Below are 17,766 nucleotides of genomic sequence, written 5' to 3'. Positions count from 1 at the left end.
GGTCACTCGGTGCCGGCCGTCTGCGTCGGCGAGTGCAGCATTTCCAGCTTCTTGCCGTTGCCCAGGTACATGTGCACGCCGCAGGGCAGGCAGGGATCGAAGCTGCGCACCGTACGCATGATGTCGATGCCCTTGAAGTGCTCCCGGTCGTTCTCCTCGAAGATCGGCTGGCCCTGCACCGCGTCCTCGTAGGGGCCCGGCGTGCCGAAGCTGTCGCGGGGACTCGCGTTCCACGGCGTCGGCGGGTACGGGTGGTAGTTGGCGATCTTCCCGTCCCGGATCACCATGTGGTGCGAGAGCACGCCGCGGACCGCCTCGGTGAAGCCGCAGCCGATGCCGTCCTTGGGGACGTCGAACTTCTCCCAGGTCTTGGTGCGCCCGGCCCGGATCTCGGCCAGCGCCCGCTCGGCGAAGTGCAGCGCGCAGGCGGCCGCGTACGCCTGGAAGTAGGTCCTGGCCCGGTTCCGCTCCAGCGTGTTGCTCCACTGGGGAATGTGCCACTCCAGCTCGACCGGGCCCTTCAGCGCGGTCTTCGGGAGGTTGATCTTCACGCTGCGCCCGGTCGCCTGCACGTAGCCGATGTCGACCAGGCCGGCCAGCGCGGTCGACCAGAGCCGGGCCAGCGGCCCGCCGCCCGTGTCGAGGGCCAGGTAGTCCTTGCCGTCGAACCAGCGCGGCGACATCACCCAGCTGTAGTTGTTGTCCAGGTCCCGCTTCTGCGGCCGCGGGTTCGTGTGCTGGTTCCACGGGTGCCGGCGGTCGACCGGGTTCCCCAGCGGGTCCTGCGTCACGAACATCTCCTGGTCTTCCCAGTCCTGGTAGTAGGACGAGCCGAGCAGGATGCGGATGCCGAGGTTGATCCGGACGAGGTCGGTGGTGACCAGCTTGCCGTCGACGACGATGCCCGGGGTCACGTACATCTTGCGACCCCAGTCGGTCATGTCCTTGTACTCGAAGTTGCAGTGCTCCGGGTCCTGGAACGAGCCCCAGCAGCCCAGCAGGATCCGCCGGTTGCCGACCATCTCGTAGCCGGGCAGGGCCTGGTAGAAGAAGTTGAAGAGGTCGTCGTGCATGGGCACGACCTTCTTCATGAACTCGACGTAGCGCATGAGCCGGCTCATGTAGTCGGTCATGAGCTGGATCGTCGCGACCGTGCCGACGCCGCCCGGGTACAACGTGGACGGATGGACGTGCCGCCCCTCCATGAGGCAGAACATCTCGCGGGTCATCCGGCTGACCTGGAGGGCCTCGCGGTAGTGCGCGCCGGTGAACGGGTTGAGCGCTCGCATGATGTCGCCGATGGTGCGGTAGCCGTGCGCGCCGGCGTTGGGCGACTCGGTGCGGTTGGCCTGCTCCAGCACGCCCGGGTTGGTCTCGGCGACCATCTTCTCGCAGTAGTCGACCCCGACCAGGTTCTCCTGGAAGATGTTGTGGTCGAACATGTACTCGGCCGCCTCGCCGAGGTTGACGATCCACTCACCGATCGCGGGCGGCTTCACGCCGTACGCCATGTTCTGCGCGTAGCAGGAGCAGGTCGCGTGGTTGTCGCCGCAGATGCCGCAGATCCGGCTCGTGATGAAGTGCGCGTCCCGCGGGTCCTTGCCCTTCATGAAGATCGAGTAGCCGCGGAAGATCGAGCTGGTGCTGTGGCACTCGGCGACCACCCGCTGGTTGAAGTCGATCTTCGTGTAGATACCCAGGCTCCCGACGATGCGGGTGATCGGGTCCCACGCCATGTCCACAAGGGACTCGGTGCCCGTACCCGGGGCCCGCTGCGGTTGCGTCACCGTCATGGGTGTTCGGCCTCTCTTGGGTCACCAGGTGCGTTTCGCGCCCGTGGTCAGTTCGCGGCCGCGCTTGCGCCACTTGGGCTCGCGGTCCAGCGTGTGGGTCGTGATGTGGCGCAGGCTGCGCATCGTCTTGCCGTAGGCCGCCACCGTCGTCGAGGAGAGCTTGCCGCCGGGCGGCTCGTCCATGAACGGCATGAACTTGTCGGGGAAGCCGGGCATCGTGCAGCCGATGCAGATGCCGCCGACGTTGGGGCAGCCGCCAAGACCGTTCATCCAGCCGCGCTTGGGCACGTTGCACTTCACCGCCGGGCCCCAGCAGCCGAGCTTGACGATGCACTTCGGCGAGCCGTACTCGGTCGCGAAGTCGGCCTGCTCGTAGTAGCCGGCGCGGTCACAGCCCTCGTGCACGGTCGCGCCGAACAGCCAGGTGGGCCGCAGCGCGTCGTCGAGCGGGATCATCGGCGCCTGGCCCGTGGCCATGTAGAGCAGGTAGACCAGCGTCTCCGACATGTTGTCGGGCTGGATCGGGCAGCCGGGCACGTTGACGATCGGGATGCCGGCCTTGGACTTCCAGTCCCAGCCGAGGTAGTCGGCCACGCCCATCGCGCCGGTCGGGTTGCCGGCCATCGCGTGGATGCCGCCGTACGTCGCGCAGGTGCCGGTCGCCACGATCGCGGTCGCCTTCGGAGCGAGCCGGTCGAGCCAGCCGCTCATCGTGATCGGCTGGTCGGTGGCCGGGTTGTTGCCGAAGCCGGTCCAGTAGCCCTCGCTCTTGAGCTCCTCGTTGGCGATCGAGCCCTCGACCACCAGTACGAACGGGTCGAGCTCGCCGCGGTCGGCCTTGAAGTACCACTCCAGGAAGTCGTCCTGCCCGCCGTTGGGCCCGCACTCGAAGTCGATCAGTGGCCAGTGGACGGCCACCTTGGGCAGTCCGGGCAGCGCGCCGAGGGCGATCTCCTCGATGCTCGGCTGGCTCGCCGCCGTCAGTGACACCGAGTCGCCGTCGCAGCTCAGGCCGGCGTTGATCCAGAGGACGTGGATGAGGGTGTCCTCGGCCTTGATCGCTTCCTGTGTCGGCATGGTATCCGCCTTCCCGAGCGCGTCCGGCGTCGCTGAACGTGCGTATCCCGGTGCTCAGCGTAATATCGGACCTAGCTTGCAAGTGGGTGCAACGCAGACAAATGTCGACTTAGGGGGCCCGTGCACGAGCTGGCGATCACCCAGAGCGTGGTGGACGAGGTGCTGTCCCGGGCGGGCTCCCGGCCCGTCCATGCCGTGCACCTGCGGGTCGGGGCACTGACGGCGGTCGTACCGTCCGCGGTGGAGTTCTGCTTCGACCTGGTCGCCGCCGGGACCGTCGTCGAGGGCGCCAAGCTCCACATCGACCTCACCCCGGGCCGGGCGGCGTGTCGCTCCTGCGGCGTGTCGTTCGACCTGCCCGACCCCGTGTTGCTGTGCGCGTGCGGAAGCGCCGACGTCTCGGTGCTCGCCGGCCGCGAGTTGAAGATCGTCTCGATGGAGGTGGGTTGACCGGTGTGCGGCACCTGCGGTTGCGACTCGGATCACGCGGGCGACTCTGGTCACCGGCACGAGCGCGTGTCGTTGGAACAGAACGTGCTGGCCAAGAACGACGCGATCGCCCGGGACAACCGGGCGTGGCTCCGGAAGCGGGACGCGATCGCGCTCAACCTGATGAGCTCCCCCGGTTCCGGCAAGACCACGCTGTTGGAACGGACGCTGCTCGCGATGGCCAGGGTCCGCCCGGCCGCGGTGATCGAGGGTGACCAGGCCACCTCGCTGGACGCCGACCGGATCCGCCGCACGGGCGCGCCGGCGGTCCAGGTCAACACGGGCGCCGGCTGCCACCTCGACGCGGCGCTGGTGCGCTCGGCGCTGTCCCGGCTGGACCCGCCGGCCGGTGCCGTGGTGTTCGTGGAGAACGTGGGCAACCTCGTCTGCCCGGCAATGTTCGACCTCGGCGAGCAGCGCAAGGTCGTCGTCATCTCGGTGACGGAGGGCACGGAGAAGCCGCTGAAGTACCCGTACATGTTCGCGGCCGCGGACCTGGTGGTGGTCAACAAGGTCGACCTGCTGCCGTACGTCGAGTTCGACCTGGACCTGTTCGCCAAGCACGCGCGGGCGGTCAACCCCGACCTGACGATGCTGGCGGTCTCCGCGACCACGGGCGAGGGCATGCAGGCCTGGTTCGACTGGATCGCGTCCCAGTGGCTCCACCCACCGGCGCGGTGACGGTGCCGGTCCTGTTCGCGCTCGGCGTACCCGCCGCGCGGGTCGGGTGGCCTACCGTCGCGGGATGACTCCCACCGTGGGCGAGGTCGCCGGGCGGCTCACCGAATGGCTGGTGCGGCTCATGCCGGCCGGCGACCGGCGCGACGCGCTCGTCGCCGGACTGACCGCCGCGTTCGGCGCGGACACCGACCTCATCAGCGCCGCGGGTTGCGCCGCGATCTCCGCGGCCGCGTGGCCCCACGCCCGGCACGTCGAACTGTTCTTCGAGCCGGGCGGGACCGAGCCGGCCTCCGACTCGCCGGGAGAGTGGCCGCCCCCGGACCCGGCGGCCGTGCGGGCGCGGGCGGCCGGGGTGTCGCGGGTGAGCCGGCTCGACGACGGCACGGGCGTCGTGCGGATCGACACGCTCGATGCGGTCGCGCTCGCCCAGCCGTACGTCGACGCCGCCTTCGGTCTGCTCCGTGGTGCCCGTCGTCTCGTGGTGGACCTGCGCGGCAACGGTGGCGGCGACCCCGCGACCGTCGCCTGGATCGCGGGCTGGCTGCTGGGCGACCGGTCGGTCAAGCTGTCGGACGTGGTCTCCGAATCGGGCGTCCGGGAGTGGTGGACGCCGGCGCGGCCGCCCGGCACGGCGCTGTCACAGGACGCGTACCTGCTGGTCGGGCCCGGCACCTACTCGTCCGGCGAGGCGCTCGCCTACCACCTGCGGGCCCGCTCGCGGGTGACGGTGGTGGGCGTGGCCACGCCGGGTGCGGCCGACCACGTGCTGCCGATCCGGCTCGCGCCGACCGTGCTGGCGCAGGTGCCGCGGGCCTACGTGCGCGACGCCGTCACCGGCGGCAACTGGGAGGGCAAGGGGGTCGTGCCGGACGTGCCCAGCGGGGCGGCGGACGCGCTCGACGTGGCGCTGGGCCTGCCGTGACCGCCTTCGCCTCCGCGGTTTCCGCGGTGCGTGACGGCGGCTCGGCCGACGCGGCGGCCGATCGGCTTCTGGCCGGGCTCTCCGACGCCGAGGTGCTCTGGCTGCTCGACGGCGATCTGCCGGTACGGGCGGTCGCCCGGCTGCCGGCACGGGTCAAGACGGGGCCGGTGGTGGCGGGCGCCGTGCCCCGGCTGGGCATCCCCGGCATCCGGTTCAGCGACGGGCCGCGCGGGGTGGTGATGGGGCGGTCGACGGCGTTCCCGGTGACGATGGCGCGGGCGGCGACGTGGGATCCCGCGCTCGAGGAGCGGGTCGGGCTGGCGATGGGGCTGGAGGCGCGGGCACAGGGCGCCAACTACTCCGCCGCGGTCTGCGTCAACCTGCTGCGGCACCCGGCCTGGGGGCGGGCGCAGGAGTGCTACGGCGAGGACCCGGTGCTGATCGGGCGGATGGGTGCGGCGCTGACCAGCGGGCTGCGGCGCAACGTGATGGCCTGCGTCAAGCACTTCGCGCTCAACTCCATCGAGAACGCGCGGTTCCAGGTCGACGTCCAGGTCTCGCCGCAGGACCTGCACGCGTGCTACCTGCCGCATTTCAAGGCCGTGATCGACGCCGGCGCCGAGTCGGTGATGAGCGCGTACAACCGGGTCAACGGTGTGTATGCCGACGAGAACCCGGTGCTGCTCACCGCGATCCTGCGCGACTCGTGGGGGTTCGCGGGCTTCGTGACGAGCGACTGGGTGTGGGGCACGCACGACGCGGTCGGTGGCTTGGAGGCCGGGCTCGACGTGGAGATGCCGCTGCGGATGCACCGGGCGCGGTCGCTGCCGTCGGCGTTGCGGACAGGGCGGGTTTCGCGGGCGGTCGTGCTGCGCGCGGCGCGGCGGATCCTGGCGACGACGCTGCGGCACTACGCCGGCCGGGACCCGGCGCAGCCGGCGGCCGACGTGGTCGCCTCCGCGGCGCACCGGGCGCTCGCGCACGAAGTCGCGGTGCGCGGTGCGGTGCTGCTGCGCAACGCGCCCGTGGGTGGCGACGGTCCGGTGTTGCCGCTGTCGCCCGCGGTCCGCCGGCTGCTGGTGGTCGGGCGGCTGGCGGAGGCGGCGAACCTCGGGGATCGCGGATCGTCCATGGTGGATCCACCGACGACGTCCACGCCTCTGTCCGGGTTGCGTGCGGCCTTGCCCGCGGCTTCGGTGGACCATGTGGACGGTCGTGACGTCGCCGCGGCCGCCCGGCTCGCCGCCGCCGCGGACGCGGTGGTGGTCGTGGCCGGGATGGGCCCGGGCGACGAGGGCGAGCGGATGGTCAACGACGACCCGGCGAGCTTCGCGTTCCTGGGTTTCCCGTTCACGCTGCGTCCGGTGCAGCGGCTCGCGGCGTGGGCGGCGCGGCGGGCGACCCTTTTCGGGGCGGGCGGCGACCGCACCGCGCTCACGCTGCACGCGGCCGACGAGTCACTGATCGCGGCGGTGGCGGCGGCGAACCCCCGTTCGGTGGTGGTGGTCATCGCGGGTAGCGCCGTCGTCATGGAGTCCTGGCGGTCGCGGGTGGCGGCGATCCTGCTGGCCTGGTACCCGGGGATGGCCGGCGGTCGGGCGATCGCCGACATCCTCACCGGCGCGGCGGAGCCGGGCGGGCGGCTGCCGCTGGCCATCCCGACCTCGGCGGCGCACCTGCCGTTCTTCGACCCTGCCGCGCGGCGCATCACGTACGACGCGTGGTGGGGCCAGCGGAAGCTGGACCACGACGGGCATCCGGCGGCGTACCCGTTCGGTTTCGGGCTGGGTTACACGACGTTCTCGGTGACGCTGCTCCGGTCGTCGCGGGAGGTCGCCGCGGTGCGGGTGACCAACACGGGCGCTCGCGCGGGGTCCACGGTGGTCCAGGTCTATGCGGTGGACGCGGACGCGACACCGGCGGTGCCGCTGCTGGTCGGCTTCGCCCGGGTCGCCTTGGACGCCGGCGCGACTGCCGAGGTGGAGGTCGCACTGGACCTGACACCGACCCGCCACCGCGACGCGACGACGGGCACCTGGTCCCCCCGCCCGGGCCGCTGGCGCCTGGTCGCCGCGCAACACCATCCGGACTCCGTCACGGACGCGGTCGACCTGGCCTGATCGTCGCCTGCGGCCGGGGTGGCCGGTCGCTGTCTCGGCCACGCGGCAGCGGGGTCACCAGCTCCAACGGCCGAGTTGGTAGGCGTAGCGCACCACGATCGTGCCCGCCGCGGCGCTGCCCGTGACGACCACGTGCGGGCCGGTCGAGCCCGGCTCGGGCACCGCGGGCACCTGGCAGCGCGCCATGCCGGCGGTCGTGCCGAGGCCGTCGATGTCGGCCGTGCCGCCGCGCGGCAGGATGATGACCGTCGAGCCGGCCTGGGTCGCCAGCTCGACCTCGACCACCCGGTGGCTGAGCACGGCCTCGCGGAAGTCGAGCTTGACCATGGCGGCCATGCCTTTCACGACGAGCTTGCGGGGCACGGCCCAGCGCCCGCTCCGCCTGACCTGCCCGGCGTGGCTGCGCAGCTCGAGCACGTCGGCGGGCGGCGTGGCCGCCGCGACACTCGGCAGGTCGGCGACGAACGGCTCGACCTCGCGGAAGGTCCGGGACCGCAACACCCCGTCGACCCGGTCCTCGAACTCGGCCATGGTGATGCGACCTTCGGACACCGCGCTGTTGAGCCGGGCCAACACGGTCTCCCGCTCGGCGTCGGACATCCGGATGTCCCGTTGGTCGCGCTGCGCGGGGAGTTCGGCGCTCACACAGGTGACTGTACGGCCCGGACGCGACGGTCCGGAACCGTCGCAACCGGACGGGGTCAGTAGTAGATCGACTGGCCCACGCCGCCGCCGGTGGGGATGGTGTCGCCGTTCATGGCTATCGAGAGCGGTGAAGCCAGGAAGGTGACCACGGCCGCGATGTCGTCCGCGTGGATGACCTTGTGGAGCGCGTTGTCCGCGAGCATCCGGGTCGTGGCCTCGTCCTCCGTGATGCCCTCGCGCTGCGCCAGACCGCGGACCAGCGCCGGGCTGCGTTGCGTGAACGGGCTCGACGGGTGCACCGCCGTCACGTTGATGCCGGACGGGCCGAGCTCCTCCGCCAGGTTGCGGGTCATCGCGACCACCGCCACGTTGCGCATGCTCGCGATCGTGTCGCCCGTGCGGCGGGCCGCCAGCCCGGAGATCGAGATGATCCGGCCCCAGCCCGCCCGGCGCATGTGCGGTGCGACCGCCCGCGCACACCGCAGGTAGCCCATGACCTTGGTGTTCATCTCCTCGTGGAAGCGCTCGTCGGTGATCTCGTCGAGCGGTGGCGGCGACGTGCCGGCGCCCGCCGGGCGGGCCGCGCAGTTGACCAGGATGTCGACGCAGCCGAGCAGGTCGATCGCGGCGGTCACCATCTGGTCGACGGCGTCCCGGTCGGTGGCGTCGGCCACCAGCGGGACCACCCGGTTGCCGATCGCGTCGTGCAGCTCGCGGGCCGCGCCGCCCACCTCGTCGTGGTGGCGGGCGACCAGGCCGAGGTCGCAGCCCTCGCGGGCCAGCGCCCAGGCGATCGCGTTGCCGATGCCGCGGCTGCCGCCGGTGACGATCGCCTTCTTGCCGGCGAGCTGCAGGTCCATACCGGACATTCTGGCCGGGCGCCCCGTCGGGACGGCCTCACCGCGACAATGTCGGGCATGTCGTTCCCGGTCGTCCAGCAGGACAGCGTCAACCGGTTCGCCCGGGCGCTCGAGGTGCCGCGGCGCCTGGTGAGCCTGCACCCGCGTACACCCGGAAACGCCGGCAACTTCTCGGCGCTGCCACCCGCCGTCGTACTCGGCGTGATCTCCGCCTTCGAGGGCTTCGTCGAGGACTTCCTGGCGACGGCGTTGCACCAACGGGGGTACGGGCTGGGTCAGATCGCCCGCCGGACCGCCATGAACAACCCGACGGTGGCCGAGTTCCGCCGCAGGTGCGCGGGTGAGTTCCCGGCGATCAACGCCCGCCTGGCCGACGCGCCGGCGGTGCGGGTCTGGAGCGCCCCCGGCATCGGCCGCCGCCCCGAGATCGAGACCATCGACCTGCCGGAGGCGGAACGCCGGGGCGACGGCTGGATGCAGGTGCGGCACTGCCTGGCCCACGGCCTCGTCTCGGGCTGGCGCAGCGAGGTCTGGCCGGGTCCGCTGCGCGGTGGGCCGGCGGCCAGCAGCGTCCTGCGCCCCCGCCCGGGCGGCCGTCACGCGATCGGCCTGACCGGGGCGATCACCTGCGCCCGGATCCACCTGCACGGCGCCCGCCTGACGGCCGACGCGGTGGCAGCCGAGCTGGAGACGACCCTGAGCTGGGACGCGGTGCCGGACTTCGCGCTGGAGAAAGCGTCCTGAAAGGGCGGCCCGGCTACGGTGTCCGGTCCGCGGCGGCCAGGGCGAGCGCCGGCTCCTCGGCCGGTGCCGGTGGCGGCTCCGGCCGGCGGCGGAAGGTCCACCAGCGGTAGAGGACGTAGTTGAAGACCAGGTTCGTGCCGCCGGCGATGATGCGGGCCGGGACCAGGCCGAGGCCGAGCGCGCCCAGGGCCGTCACGCCCACCACCGTCAGGACGTAGTCGCCCAGGACCTGGGGTGCGAAGCGCGCCAGTTGCCCGCGTACGCCATGGCCGTTGGCATGGAAGGCGAACGTGCGGTTCAGGGCGAAGTTCAGCGCGTACGTGAGCCAGAACGCGATCGTCACGGTGGCCGCCGGCGGCAACGGTGTGGTGGCGTCGAGGACGGCCAGCAGCGTCAGGTCGAAGCCGAAGCCCAGGGCCGCCAGGGCGAGGAACCGGGTCACCGAGTGTGCGTAGGCCAGTCGCAAGATTCGTTTGGCTCGGCGCACGCCGCACACCCTAGCCGCGCTACCTGTGGATCACCGGCGTGGGTCCACATGAACTTTTGGTGCCGCACCCCACGACGACGGGCGGCGGCCGGCCAGCACGTCGGCCGCGTCGGCAAGGCCGACGGTCGTCGCGACCAGCGGCCGGGGGTCCACCGCGCCCGTCGCGTACAACTCGATCGTTCCCGACAGTCCGCCCGACGCGCTCAGCACGCCGACGGCGCTCACGTCCTTGAGCACCAACGCGCGCGAGTCGACGAGCGACGGCTCCTCCGCGAGACCGATGTAGACCACCCGGCCCCCAGGCTCGACCCGGCGCACCGCGAAACCCGGCAGATCCCGTGCGTTGGTCGCGTCGACGACGGCGTCGAACGTCAGGTCCGCCGGAAGATCGTCCGCGGTCCAGGTGTGCGCGAAGCCCAGCGAGCGGGCGAACGCCAGCGACTCCGCGTCCCGGCCCAGCAGGTGCACCTCCGCACCGCGGGCCGCGGCGATCTGGGCGGTCAGCAGGCCGATGGTCCCGGGGCCGAGCACCAGTAGCCTGGTCGACGCCGTGACCGCGGCCGCCTCGACCACCCGCAGCGCGTTGCCGCCCGGCTCGACCAGGGCGCCGAGCGTCGCGTCGACCGAGTCGGGCAACGGGTGCAGCGCCCGTACGGGCACCGGTAGCTGCTCCGCCAGCGCGCCCGGCCAGCCGCCCCTGATGCCGATCTCGAAGCGGTCCGCGCACAGGTGCTGCCGGCCGCTCAGGCAGCGGAAGCAGTCGCCGCAGCCCAGCATGGTGTCGCCGGTGACCCGCCGGCCGAGCCATTCGCGGTCGACGTCAGCGCCGACCTCGGACACCACGCCGCACCACTCATGACCGATTCTGATCGGGTACGCCGCGTCGCCGCTGTGCAGGTAGGCCATGTGCCCCGAGTAGAACTCGGCGTCGGTGCCACAGACGCCGGCGCGCTCGACATCGACGATCACCTCACCGATCCGGGGCACCGGCGCGGGGACGTCCAGCACGTCCGCCCGGCCCGGCCCGACGACGACGAAAGCCCGCACCCGCCACCCCCTGCCACCCGATCAGGCGAATCTTGATAATGGGCAGTATGCCTGCCCCCCTCCGCTCCGACGCGTGGTATGCCGGCCAGGACCGCAACTCGTACATCCACCGGGCCTGGATGCGCCGCGGCGCGCCCGACTCGGCGTTCGACGGCCGGCCCCAGATCGCCATCGCCAACACCGCCTCCGACCTGACGCCGTGCAACATGCACCTGACCGAGGTCGCCCGCAGCGTCGCCAACGGCGTCTGGGAGGCGGGCGGCATACCCCTGGAACTGCCCGTCGTGTCCCTGGGTGAGACGCAGGTCCGGCCGACCGCGATGCTCTGGCGCAACATGGCCGCGATGGCCATCGAGGAGATGATCCGGGCCAACCCGATCGACGGCGTCGTGCTGCTCGGCGGTTGCGACAAGACCATCCCGTCGCTGCTGATGGGCGCCGCCTCGGTCGACCTGCCGGCGCTGGTCGTGCCGGGCGGGCCGATGCTGTCCGGCACGTTCCGCGGTGTGCCGCTCGGCTGCGGCACCGACGTGTGGCGGCTCTCCGAGGAGGTCCGCGCGGGCACGCTGTCGAACCGGGACTTCCAGGCGTCGCAGTCGGCGATGATCCGGAGCAAGGGCCACTGCAACACGATGGGTACGGCGTCGACGATGGGCCTGCTGGCCGAGGTGCTCGGCACGACGCTGCCGGGGACGGCGGGGCTGCCGGCGCCGGACAGCCGGTTGCTGGCCCAGGCGCACGAGTCGGGGCGGCTCGCGGTCTCGATGGTCCGGGACGGGCGGCGGCCGAGCCAGGTGATCACGAAGGCGTCGTTCCACAACGCGATCGTGGCGCTCGGGGCGCTGGGTGGGTCGACGAATGCTGTGGTGCATCTGCTCGCGCTCGCCGGGCGGTTGGGGGTGCCGCTGACGCTGGACGAGATCGACCGGGCCGGGCACGGGATTCCGCTGCTCGTCGACCTGCAGCCGGCGGGGCGGCACCTGATGGAGGACTTCCACCGGGCGGGGGGCTTGGCCGCTGTCTTGCGGGAGATTTCTGATTTATTGGACTTGTCCGCTTTGACCGTGACCGGGCGGCCGTTGGGTGAGTATCTCTCGGACGGGGCGATCCATGATCCCGAGGTCATCCGGCCGCGTTCGACGCCCCTGATGGCCGACGCGGGTATCGCGGTGCTCCGCGGCGACCTGGCGCCCGACGGCGCGATCATCAAGCCGGCGGCGGCGACCGCGGCGCTGCTGCAGCACCGTGGCCGGGCCGTCGTCTTCGACTCGGTCGAGGACCTGCATCACCGGATCGACGACCCCGCGCTGGAGGTCGACGCCGACTCCGTGCTGGTGCTGCGCGGTTGCGGCCCGCGCGGCTACCCCGGGATGCCGGAGGTGGCCAACCTGCCGCTGCCGCGGAAACTGCTGCACCAGGGCGTACGCGACATGGTGCGGGTGTGTGACGGGCGGATGAGCGGCACCGCGTACGGGACGGTGGTGCTGCACGTCGCACCCGAGGGCGCGGCCGGCGGGCCGCTGGCGAAGGTCCGCGACGGCGACCCGATCGTGCTGGACGTGGAGGGGCGGCGTATCGACGTCGACGTGCCGGCGGCCGAGTTCGCGGCCCGGGAGCCCGCGCCCGCGATGGTCGCGGCCCTGGCCCGGCCGACACGCGGCTGGGAGAAGCTGTACGTCGACACGGTCCGCGGCGCCGAAACAGGTGCGGATCTGGACTTTCTGGTCGGTGGCAGCGGCGACCGCGTGCCCCGCGACTCGCACTAATCACAGGTGGCGACGGGCCTGTCGCTTTGTGCACCAGTTGCGACCGGATCTCCCTTGGGTATGCTCGTGCGCGGTTTGACGGAGGGAAACGACAAGCATGACCGCCGCGCGACGACGCTGGCTCGCAACTGCTCTGGCCCTGGTCGCCGCCGCCACGGTCGCCGTGCTGCCGTCCGCGGCCGCCGGCGCGCCGAACCCGACGCCGACACCGGCGGCGCCGAAGGAGAAAGAGGTGCCGCTGCTCGGCGACGTGCTGGCGTCGACGGGCAAGCAGTACGCCAAGGCGAAGGCGGTGCTCGACAAGTCGCGGCAGAAGCAGCTTCAGCTCGACCTGCAGCTCCAGCAGGCGGAGCGGCGGATCGAGGAGCTGCGCCCGCAGGTGACACAGTTCGCCACGGAGTCGTACCGCTCGGGCCGCATCACGGCGATGGCCGCGATGCTGAACGCCTCGGACCCGAACGGCTTCCTGGAGCGGGCGACGGCGCTGGAGCGGATCAACCAGTACAACGCCGGGCGGCTGCAGGAGCTGGTCAACGCGGAGGAGCAGGCCGCGACGGCGAAGGCGGCGATCGACGCTGAGGTCGCGACCCAGAAGGCGGCGGCGGACTCGATCGCCAAGCAGCGGAGCACGGCCGAGAAGGCGCTGAACCAGGTGGGCGGCCTGGCCCTGACGGGCGGCGACGTGGTGGCCACGTCACCGAAGGCCCGGCAGGCGCCGCGGGCGGCCGACGGCAGCTGGCCGGACGAGTCCTGCAACCAGGAGGACCCGACGACCAGCGGGTGCATCACGCCGCGCACGCTGCACGCGTACAAGGAAGTGAAGCGGGTCGGGTTCAACAGGTTCGTGGGTTGCTACCGGTCGGGTGGCCCGTATGAGCATCCGAAGGGGCGGGCCTGCGACTGGTCGCTGCGAAAGAGCGGCTTCGCCAGCGCGTCGAACCGGGACGAGAAGATGTACGGCAACAACCTGGCGGCCTTCCTGGTCCGCAACGCGGACCAACTCGGGATCCTGTACGTGATCTGGTACAAGAAAATCTGGTTCCCGGCTACGGGTTGGAAGTCGTATAGCGGCGAGAGCGACCATACGGACCACGTCCACATGTCAATGCTTTGACGACCTGACGGGTCGTGGTTCCGGGCCCACCTGAAGACGTCGCCTTTCACGGGCGCGCATCGGGTGGGCCCGTCTCGTTGTCGCCAGTCGGGCCGGGCAAGGCGCAGCCCGGCACGGTGCGTAGGCCACCCGCGGCGCGGCACACGCCGGCACGGCAGGGCGCCGCACCCCACACGGCCGGAAGCAGCCCGGTCGGGCGCGGCAGGCGCCCGCATTGGCGCCAGCGCGCCCGTCCCAGCGCTTCAAGGGTGGCGTGCACCCCGGCCCGGCGGAACCCAGCGCGATTCGGCCCGGCGCCGCCCGGCGCGGCCCAGCGCTTCCCGCGGTGCCGCAGGCCTGGGCGCGGTGCTGGCAGTGCGGCGCAGCCCCGGCACCACCCGACCCGGCCCGACGCGACCCGGCCCGACGCGACCCAGCGCGACGCGACCCAGCGCGACGCCTCCCGGCCCGGCCCGGCGCGACCGGCGTCGGCCCAGCCCGACGCGGAGCGGCCCAGCCCGACGCCGAGCAGCCCAGCCCGACGCCGAGCGACGCGGCGCGGGCAGCGCCCGTCCGTGCCCGCCCGCCGCGTAGTGAGCGGCCCCGCCCGCTTGATGGCTACGCCAGCCGCTGACCGTGGCGCCACGGGTTCGTGGTCTTGGTTAGGCGTGCATGGCTGGCCCCCGATCTCGCGGCGCGGCTTCCTGCGGCGGCTGGGGCGCCGCTGGCTGGCCCACCGGCCGTAGCCCACGGAAGACCCGCAAGCAGACCACCGCGGTCAGCGCCATCGTGAGCGCGCTGACGCCCGCCACCACGTGAAGCCCGTCCGTGAAGGCGGCGCGGGCCCCGTCGAGCAGAGCCGGCGACGTCGCGGCGAGCGAGTCGCCCGCGCCCGCCGGTGCCCCGTGGCGATAGACTGCGGCCGCCAGGCTCCCCATGACCGCGACGCCCAGGGCGAAGCCGAACTCGTTGGCCGTTTGCGACAGCGAGGCGGCCGAGCCCGCCTTCTCCGGTGGCACCGAGCCCACCACGATGCCCGTGCCCTGGGTGACCAGGGGCCCGGCGCCCGCGTTGAAGAGGGCCATCCCGGCGATCACCACCGCCACGCTGTCGGCGGTCGTGAGCAGCAGCAAGCCCGCGACCGAGACCGCGAGGCCGCCGGCGATCAACGGGGCCGGGCGGAAGCGGCGGGCCGCCAGCGGGGCCACCTGGGTGGCGACGAGGCCCGCGGCCACCGCAGGCAGGAGGGCCAGGCCCGCGCCGAGTGGGTCGTAGCCGGCGACCAGTTGCAGGAACTGCGTGATCAGGACCATCGTCGCCCCCGGCAGCATGGTGTTGACGAACATCGCGCCCAGGGCTGTCCGGAACGCCGACTGCCGGAACAGGCGTAGGTCTACGAGCGGATGTGCCAGCGCGCGCTGCCGGCGGAGGAAGGCCGCCGCGAACGCCAGGCCGACCGCCAGCGCGGCCAGCGGTGTCGGCTCGGCGCCGTGCCGGGCCAGTTCCTTGATGCCGTAGACGGCCGGCAGGATCGCCGCGAGCGAGAGCGCCATGCTGGTCAGGTCGAGCGGCGCGGGGTGCCGCTCACGGCTGTCGCCAGGTAGCAGCGCCGGGCCCAGCGCCAGCAGCAGGACCATCGCGGGCACCGCGAGTAGGAAGACCGAGCCCCACCAGAAGTGGGCGAGCAGCACCCCGCCGACGACCGGGCCGATCGCGGCGCCGCCCATCATCGACATCAGCCAGACGCCGATCGCGGTGGCGCGTTGCCGCGGGTCGCGGAACATGCCGGTGATCAGGGCGAGCGTGGTCGGGCCCATGGCCGCGCCGGCGATGCCGAGCACCGCGCGGGCCAGGATCAGCATGAGCGGGTCGGTCGCGTAGGCGGCCACCACCGATGCCACCCCGAAGACGGTCGCGCCCGTGAAGAGCAGGCGGCGCCGGCCTAGTCGGTCGCCCACCGCGCCCATGGTGATCAGGACGCCGGACAACAGGAAACCGTAGCTGTCGATGATCCATAGCTGCTCGGTGCCGGAGGCCTCGAGGTCGCCGCTGAGCTGCGGCATGGCGAGCAGCAGCACGAACAGGTCGATCGAGACCAGCAGGGAGGGCAGCGCCAGCACCGCCAGCCCTGTCCATTCGCGTCGTCCTGCTCGGGGGGTGTTCACGTTCATGAGTACCTCTCGGGTCGCTGAAGGTTCACGACCGGAGGTCGGAGACGTGTGCCGAGTTTCGACAGATCCCGGCGTACGAGGTTTACGGTGATCGCGAGGAGGCGGGATGACCACCTACGTCAGCGACGACGACATGCGCGCGGGCCTGGCCACCACGAAGCCGTACACGGCGGTGATCCTGCGGGCCGGCCCGAAGTTCGGCACGCCCGAGGCGGAGCCGCTCGTCTGGGAGCACGGCCGCCGCAACTTCGGGCTGCGGGCCGACGGCGCGCTCAGCATCGTCTGCCCGGTGCTGGACGATACGGACGTGTGCGGCATCGGCGTCTTCGACCGGGACCTCGACGCCACCGTCGCGATCATGGAGGAGGACCCGGCCGTGCGGGCCGGCGTCTTCACCTTCACCGCCCACCCCACCCGCGGGTTCCCGGGAGACCGCCTGCCCTGAGCGGACGCGATCACGCTGGGTCACGGCCGGTGCCCGCCTTGAAACGGGTCGTGCGGTGCGTACCGTCACAGAATGGTTTGATCGCCGACATCCCGCACCGGCAGAGCGCGACCGTCGAACGCCGCGTCTCGATCGTCTCACCGTCAACAGTGACCATCTCGAAGTCACCGCGGAGGAGCAGCGGCCCGTCCGGGTACGGGGTCACGGTCGCGGCCGGTTCACGCTCAGTCGACATGAAGAGGCGTTTTCCCCGCGTACGGGCCTGGAAACCCAGGTTTGATCGTCCGCGACACGGGCAGTTGGCCTCGTGTCGATCGTTTCCCTGCCGTCCGTCGCCGAGCCGGTCATGCCGGCGCCGCGCGGACCCGTCTCGGCCGCGCTGCGGGCAGCGCTGTCCGGGAATCCCGGCCAGTTGACCGTCCCGGCGCTGTTCGACGCCGGCGCCGACCCACTTCACGACGGCGACCTCCAGCTCACCCTGTATCTCTGCTACGAGTTGCATTTCCAGGGCTTCGCGGGAGTCGACCCGGAGTGGGAGTGGGATCCGGGGCTGTTGGCGTTGCGGGCGGCGGCCGAGCGCCCGTTCCTGGCCGCGCTGCGTGAGCTCGCGGGTGACGCGGACCCGCCGGACGACGTACCGGGGGCGCTGTTGAAGCTCGTGTCCGAACAGGACGGTCCAGGGCTCGCCGCGCACGTCCGCCGGCACGCGACCCTCGAGCAGTTCCGGGAGCTGCTCGTGCATCGCTCAGTCTACCAGCTCAAGGAGGCGGACCCGCACACGTTCGCGATCCCCCGCCTGCGCGGTGCCGCGAAGGCGGCGCTGGTCGAGATCCAGATCGACGAGTACGGCCGTGGCCGGCTGCCGCGCATGCACGCCGAGCTGTTCCGGGCGACGATGGACGGTTTCGGGGTCGACAGCACCTACGGTGCGCATGCCGACCGGGTGCCGGCCGTGACCTTGGCCGCGGTCAACCTCATGTCGCTGTTCGGCCTGCACCGCCGCTGGCGTGGCGCGCTGGTCGGGCAGCTCGCGGCGTTCGAGATGACGTCTTCGGAACCGAACCGCCACCTCGCGGCCGCCGCCCGCCGCCTCGGCGCCGACGACACGACGGCCCGCTTCTTCGACGAGCACGTCGAGGCGGACTCGGTGCACGAGCAGATCGCCGCGTACGACCTGGCAGGCCGCTACGCGGCCGACACCCCCGACGGCGCCCGCGACGTCCTCTTCGGGGCTCGCTGCGGCCTGGCGATCGACGCGCTCGTGGCCCGCCACGTCATCGACCGCTGGACGGCGGGCGAAAGCTCCCTACGCCCCGCCACGGCGCCACCGACGGGCCGAGCGGCTTGAGCCGCGCGACCGACCACCCTGCCTGCCGAGATTGGGTGGTCGGCGGTTGATCCGGGCAGCGGTTGACCGCAAACCGCA

General features: G+C 72.2%; 17 protein-coding genes. 9 read left to right on the top strand and 8 right to left on the bottom strand.

Features of this window, described 5'->3' with window-relative positions; all coding sequences use genetic code 11:
* Positions 1-2: 2 nt before the first annotated feature.
* Both Asi02nite_RS36630 and Asi02nite_RS36625 read right to left on the bottom strand, forming a co-directional pair.
* Positions 3-1,793, bottom strand: a complete 1,791-nt coding sequence (locus Asi02nite_RS36630; RefSeq protein WP_203718642.1) for a nickel-dependent hydrogenase large subunit — start codon at positions 1,791-1,793, stop codon at positions 3-5.
* A gap of 21 nt (positions 1,794-1,814) precedes the next feature.
* On the bottom strand, positions 1,815-2,870 hold the full coding sequence (locus tag Asi02nite_RS36625; RefSeq protein ID WP_203718641.1) for an NADH-quinone oxidoreductase subunit B family protein: 1,056 nt from the start codon (positions 2,868-2,870) through the stop codon (positions 1,815-1,817).
* Between the two features lie 120 nt (positions 2,871-2,990).
* Between Asi02nite_RS36625 and Asi02nite_RS36620 the strand changes: the two genes are divergently transcribed.
* The 4 genes from Asi02nite_RS36620 (at position 2,991) to Asi02nite_RS36605 (ending at position 7,082) form a co-directional block, all read left to right on the top strand.
* On the top strand, positions 2,991-3,320 hold the full coding sequence (locus Asi02nite_RS36620) for a hydrogenase maturation nickel metallochaperone HypA/HybF (RefSeq protein ID WP_203718640.1): 330 nt from the start codon (positions 2,991-2,993) through the stop codon (positions 3,318-3,320).
* Between the two features lie 66 nt (positions 3,321-3,386).
* The gene (hypB, locus tag Asi02nite_RS36615; RefSeq protein WP_239127536.1) at positions 3,387-4,040 is read left to right on the top strand and encodes a hydrogenase nickel incorporation protein HypB; all 654 of its coding nucleotides are present in this window, start codon (positions 3,387-3,389) and stop codon (positions 4,038-4,040) included.
* A 64-nt stretch (positions 4,041-4,104) separates the two neighbouring features.
* Positions 4,105-4,962 (top strand): S41 family peptidase, encoded by an 858-nt coding sequence (locus Asi02nite_RS36610; RefSeq protein WP_203718638.1) that lies wholly within the window; start codon positions 4,105-4,107, stop codon positions 4,960-4,962.
* Positions 4,959-7,082 carry a beta-glucosidase family protein gene (locus Asi02nite_RS36605; RefSeq protein WP_203718637.1) on the top strand — a complete coding sequence of 708 codons (2,124 nt, stop codon included), beginning with the start codon at positions 4,959-4,961 and terminating at the stop codon, positions 7,080-7,082. Before Asi02nite_RS36610 ends, Asi02nite_RS36605 begins: the two co-directional genes overlap by 4 nt.
* 54 nt (positions 7,083-7,136) lie before the next feature.
* Here the strand turns inward: Asi02nite_RS36605 and Asi02nite_RS36600 are convergent, their stop codons facing one another.
* Together Asi02nite_RS36600 and Asi02nite_RS36595 are read right to left on the bottom strand one after the other, a co-directional pair.
* Entirely contained in the window at positions 7,137-7,727 is a 591-nt protein-coding gene (locus tag Asi02nite_RS36600; protein WP_203718636.1) for a DUF1707 SHOCT-like domain-containing protein, read from the bottom strand.
* Between the two features lie 56 nt (positions 7,728-7,783).
* Entirely contained in the window at positions 7,784-8,587 is an 804-nt protein-coding gene (locus Asi02nite_RS36595) for an SDR family NAD(P)-dependent oxidoreductase (protein ID WP_203718635.1), read from the bottom strand.
* Between the two features lie 57 nt (positions 8,588-8,644).
* Between Asi02nite_RS36595 and Asi02nite_RS36590 the strand changes: the two genes are divergently transcribed.
* Positions 8,645-9,331, top strand: a complete 687-nt coding sequence (locus Asi02nite_RS36590; RefSeq protein ID WP_203718634.1) for a hypothetical protein — start codon at positions 8,645-8,647, stop codon at positions 9,329-9,331.
* 13 nt (positions 9,332-9,344) lie between these two features.
* Here Asi02nite_RS36590 and Asi02nite_RS36585 read toward each other — a convergent pair whose 3' ends face one another.
* Together Asi02nite_RS36585 and Asi02nite_RS36580 are read right to left on the bottom strand one after the other, a co-directional pair.
* Positions 9,345-9,773 carry a GtrA family protein gene (locus Asi02nite_RS36585; RefSeq protein ID WP_203718633.1) on the bottom strand — a complete coding sequence of 143 codons (429 nt, stop codon included), beginning with the start codon at positions 9,771-9,773 and terminating at the stop codon, positions 9,345-9,347.
* Positions 9,774-9,848: 75 nt separating this feature from the next.
* Complete coding sequence (locus tag Asi02nite_RS36580; RefSeq protein ID WP_203718632.1) at positions 9,849-10,865, bottom strand: zinc-dependent alcohol dehydrogenase; 1,017 nt, start codon at positions 10,863-10,865, stop codon at positions 9,849-9,851.
* Between the two features lie 47 nt (positions 10,866-10,912).
* Here Asi02nite_RS36580 and Asi02nite_RS36575 point away from each other — a divergent pair, with 47 nt between their 5' ends.
* Positions 10,913-12,631, top strand: coding sequence for an IlvD/Edd family dehydratase (locus Asi02nite_RS36575; RefSeq protein ID WP_203718631.1), 1,719 nt, complete (start codon positions 10,913-10,915; stop codon positions 12,629-12,631).
* 97 nt (positions 12,632-12,728) lie between these two features.
* Entirely contained in the window at positions 12,729-13,745 is a 1,017-nt protein-coding gene (locus tag Asi02nite_RS36570; RefSeq protein ID WP_203718630.1) for a coiled-coil domain-containing protein, read from the top strand.
* A 641-nt stretch (positions 13,746-14,386) separates the two neighbouring features.
* On the opposite strand, the gene Asi02nite_RS36565 is transcribed toward Asi02nite_RS36570, so the two are convergent.
* Positions 14,387-15,895, bottom strand: coding sequence for an MFS transporter (locus Asi02nite_RS36565; RefSeq protein WP_373312402.1), 1,509 nt, complete (start codon positions 15,893-15,895; stop codon positions 14,387-14,389).
* A 106-nt stretch (positions 15,896-16,001) separates the two neighbouring features.
* Here Asi02nite_RS36565 and Asi02nite_RS36560 point away from each other — a divergent pair, with 106 nt between their 5' ends.
* Positions 16,002-16,340: a YciI family protein gene (locus Asi02nite_RS36560; RefSeq protein ID WP_203718628.1), complete on the top strand. Its 339-nt coding sequence runs from the start codon at positions 16,002-16,004 to the stop codon at positions 16,338-16,340.
* A 10-nt stretch (positions 16,341-16,350) separates the two neighbouring features.
* On the opposite strand, the gene Asi02nite_RS36555 is transcribed toward Asi02nite_RS36560, so the two are convergent.
* Positions 16,351-16,575: a CDGSH iron-sulfur domain-containing protein gene (locus tag Asi02nite_RS36555; protein ID WP_203718627.1), complete on the bottom strand. Its 225-nt coding sequence runs from the start codon at positions 16,573-16,575 to the stop codon at positions 16,351-16,353.
* Between the two features lie 72 nt (positions 16,576-16,647).
* On the opposite strand from Asi02nite_RS36555, the gene Asi02nite_RS36550 reads away from it, so the two are divergent.
* Positions 16,648-17,688 (top strand): iron-containing redox enzyme family protein, encoded by a 1,041-nt coding sequence (locus tag Asi02nite_RS36550; protein ID WP_308440194.1) that lies wholly within the window; start codon positions 16,648-16,650, stop codon positions 17,686-17,688.
* The last annotated feature ends 78 nt before the right edge of the window (positions 17,689-17,766 follow it).

The sequence above is a fragment of the Asanoa siamensis genome (assembly GCF_016862555.1).
GTDB lineage: Bacteria > Actinomycetota > Actinomycetes > Mycobacteriales > Micromonosporaceae > Asanoa > Asanoa siamensis.
Note: the sequence above shows the minus strand (reverse complement) of the source record. Positions and strands in the feature narration are given on the sequence as shown.

Coding starts and splice junctions, on each gene's coding strand:
- Asi02nite_RS36595 (WP_203718635.1), bottom strand. CDS start 8,587: ATGGACCTGCAGCTCGCCGGCAAGAAGGCGATCGTCACCGGCGGCAGC.
- Asi02nite_RS36560 (WP_203718628.1), top strand. CDS start 16,002: ATGACCACCTACGTCAGCGACGACGACATGCGCGCGGGCCTGGCCACC.
- Asi02nite_RS36575 (WP_203718631.1), top strand. CDS start 10,913: ATGCCTGCCCCCCTCCGCTCCGACGCGTGGTATGCCGGCCAGGACCGC.
- Asi02nite_RS36570 (WP_203718630.1), top strand. CDS start 12,729: ATGACCGCCGCGCGACGACGCTGGCTCGCAACTGCTCTGGCCCTGGTC.
- Asi02nite_RS36630 (WP_203718642.1), bottom strand. CDS start 1,793: ATGACGGTGACGCAACCGCAGCGGGCCCCGGGTACGGGCACCGAGTCC.
- Asi02nite_RS36555 (WP_203718627.1), bottom strand. CDS start 16,575: ATGTCGACTGAGCGTGAACCGGCCGCGACCGTGACCCCGTACCCGGAC.
- Asi02nite_RS36590 (WP_203718634.1), top strand. CDS start 8,645: ATGTCGTTCCCGGTCGTCCAGCAGGACAGCGTCAACCGGTTCGCCCGG.
- Asi02nite_RS36610 (WP_203718638.1), top strand. CDS start 4,105: ATGACTCCCACCGTGGGCGAGGTCGCCGGGCGGCTCACCGAATGGCTG.
- Asi02nite_RS36625 (WP_203718641.1), bottom strand. CDS start 2,870: ATGCCGACACAGGAAGCGATCAAGGCCGAGGACACCCTCATCCACGTC.
- Asi02nite_RS36565 (WP_373312402.1), bottom strand. CDS start 15,895: ATGAACGTGAACACCCCCCGAGCAGGACGACGCGAATGGACAGGGCTG.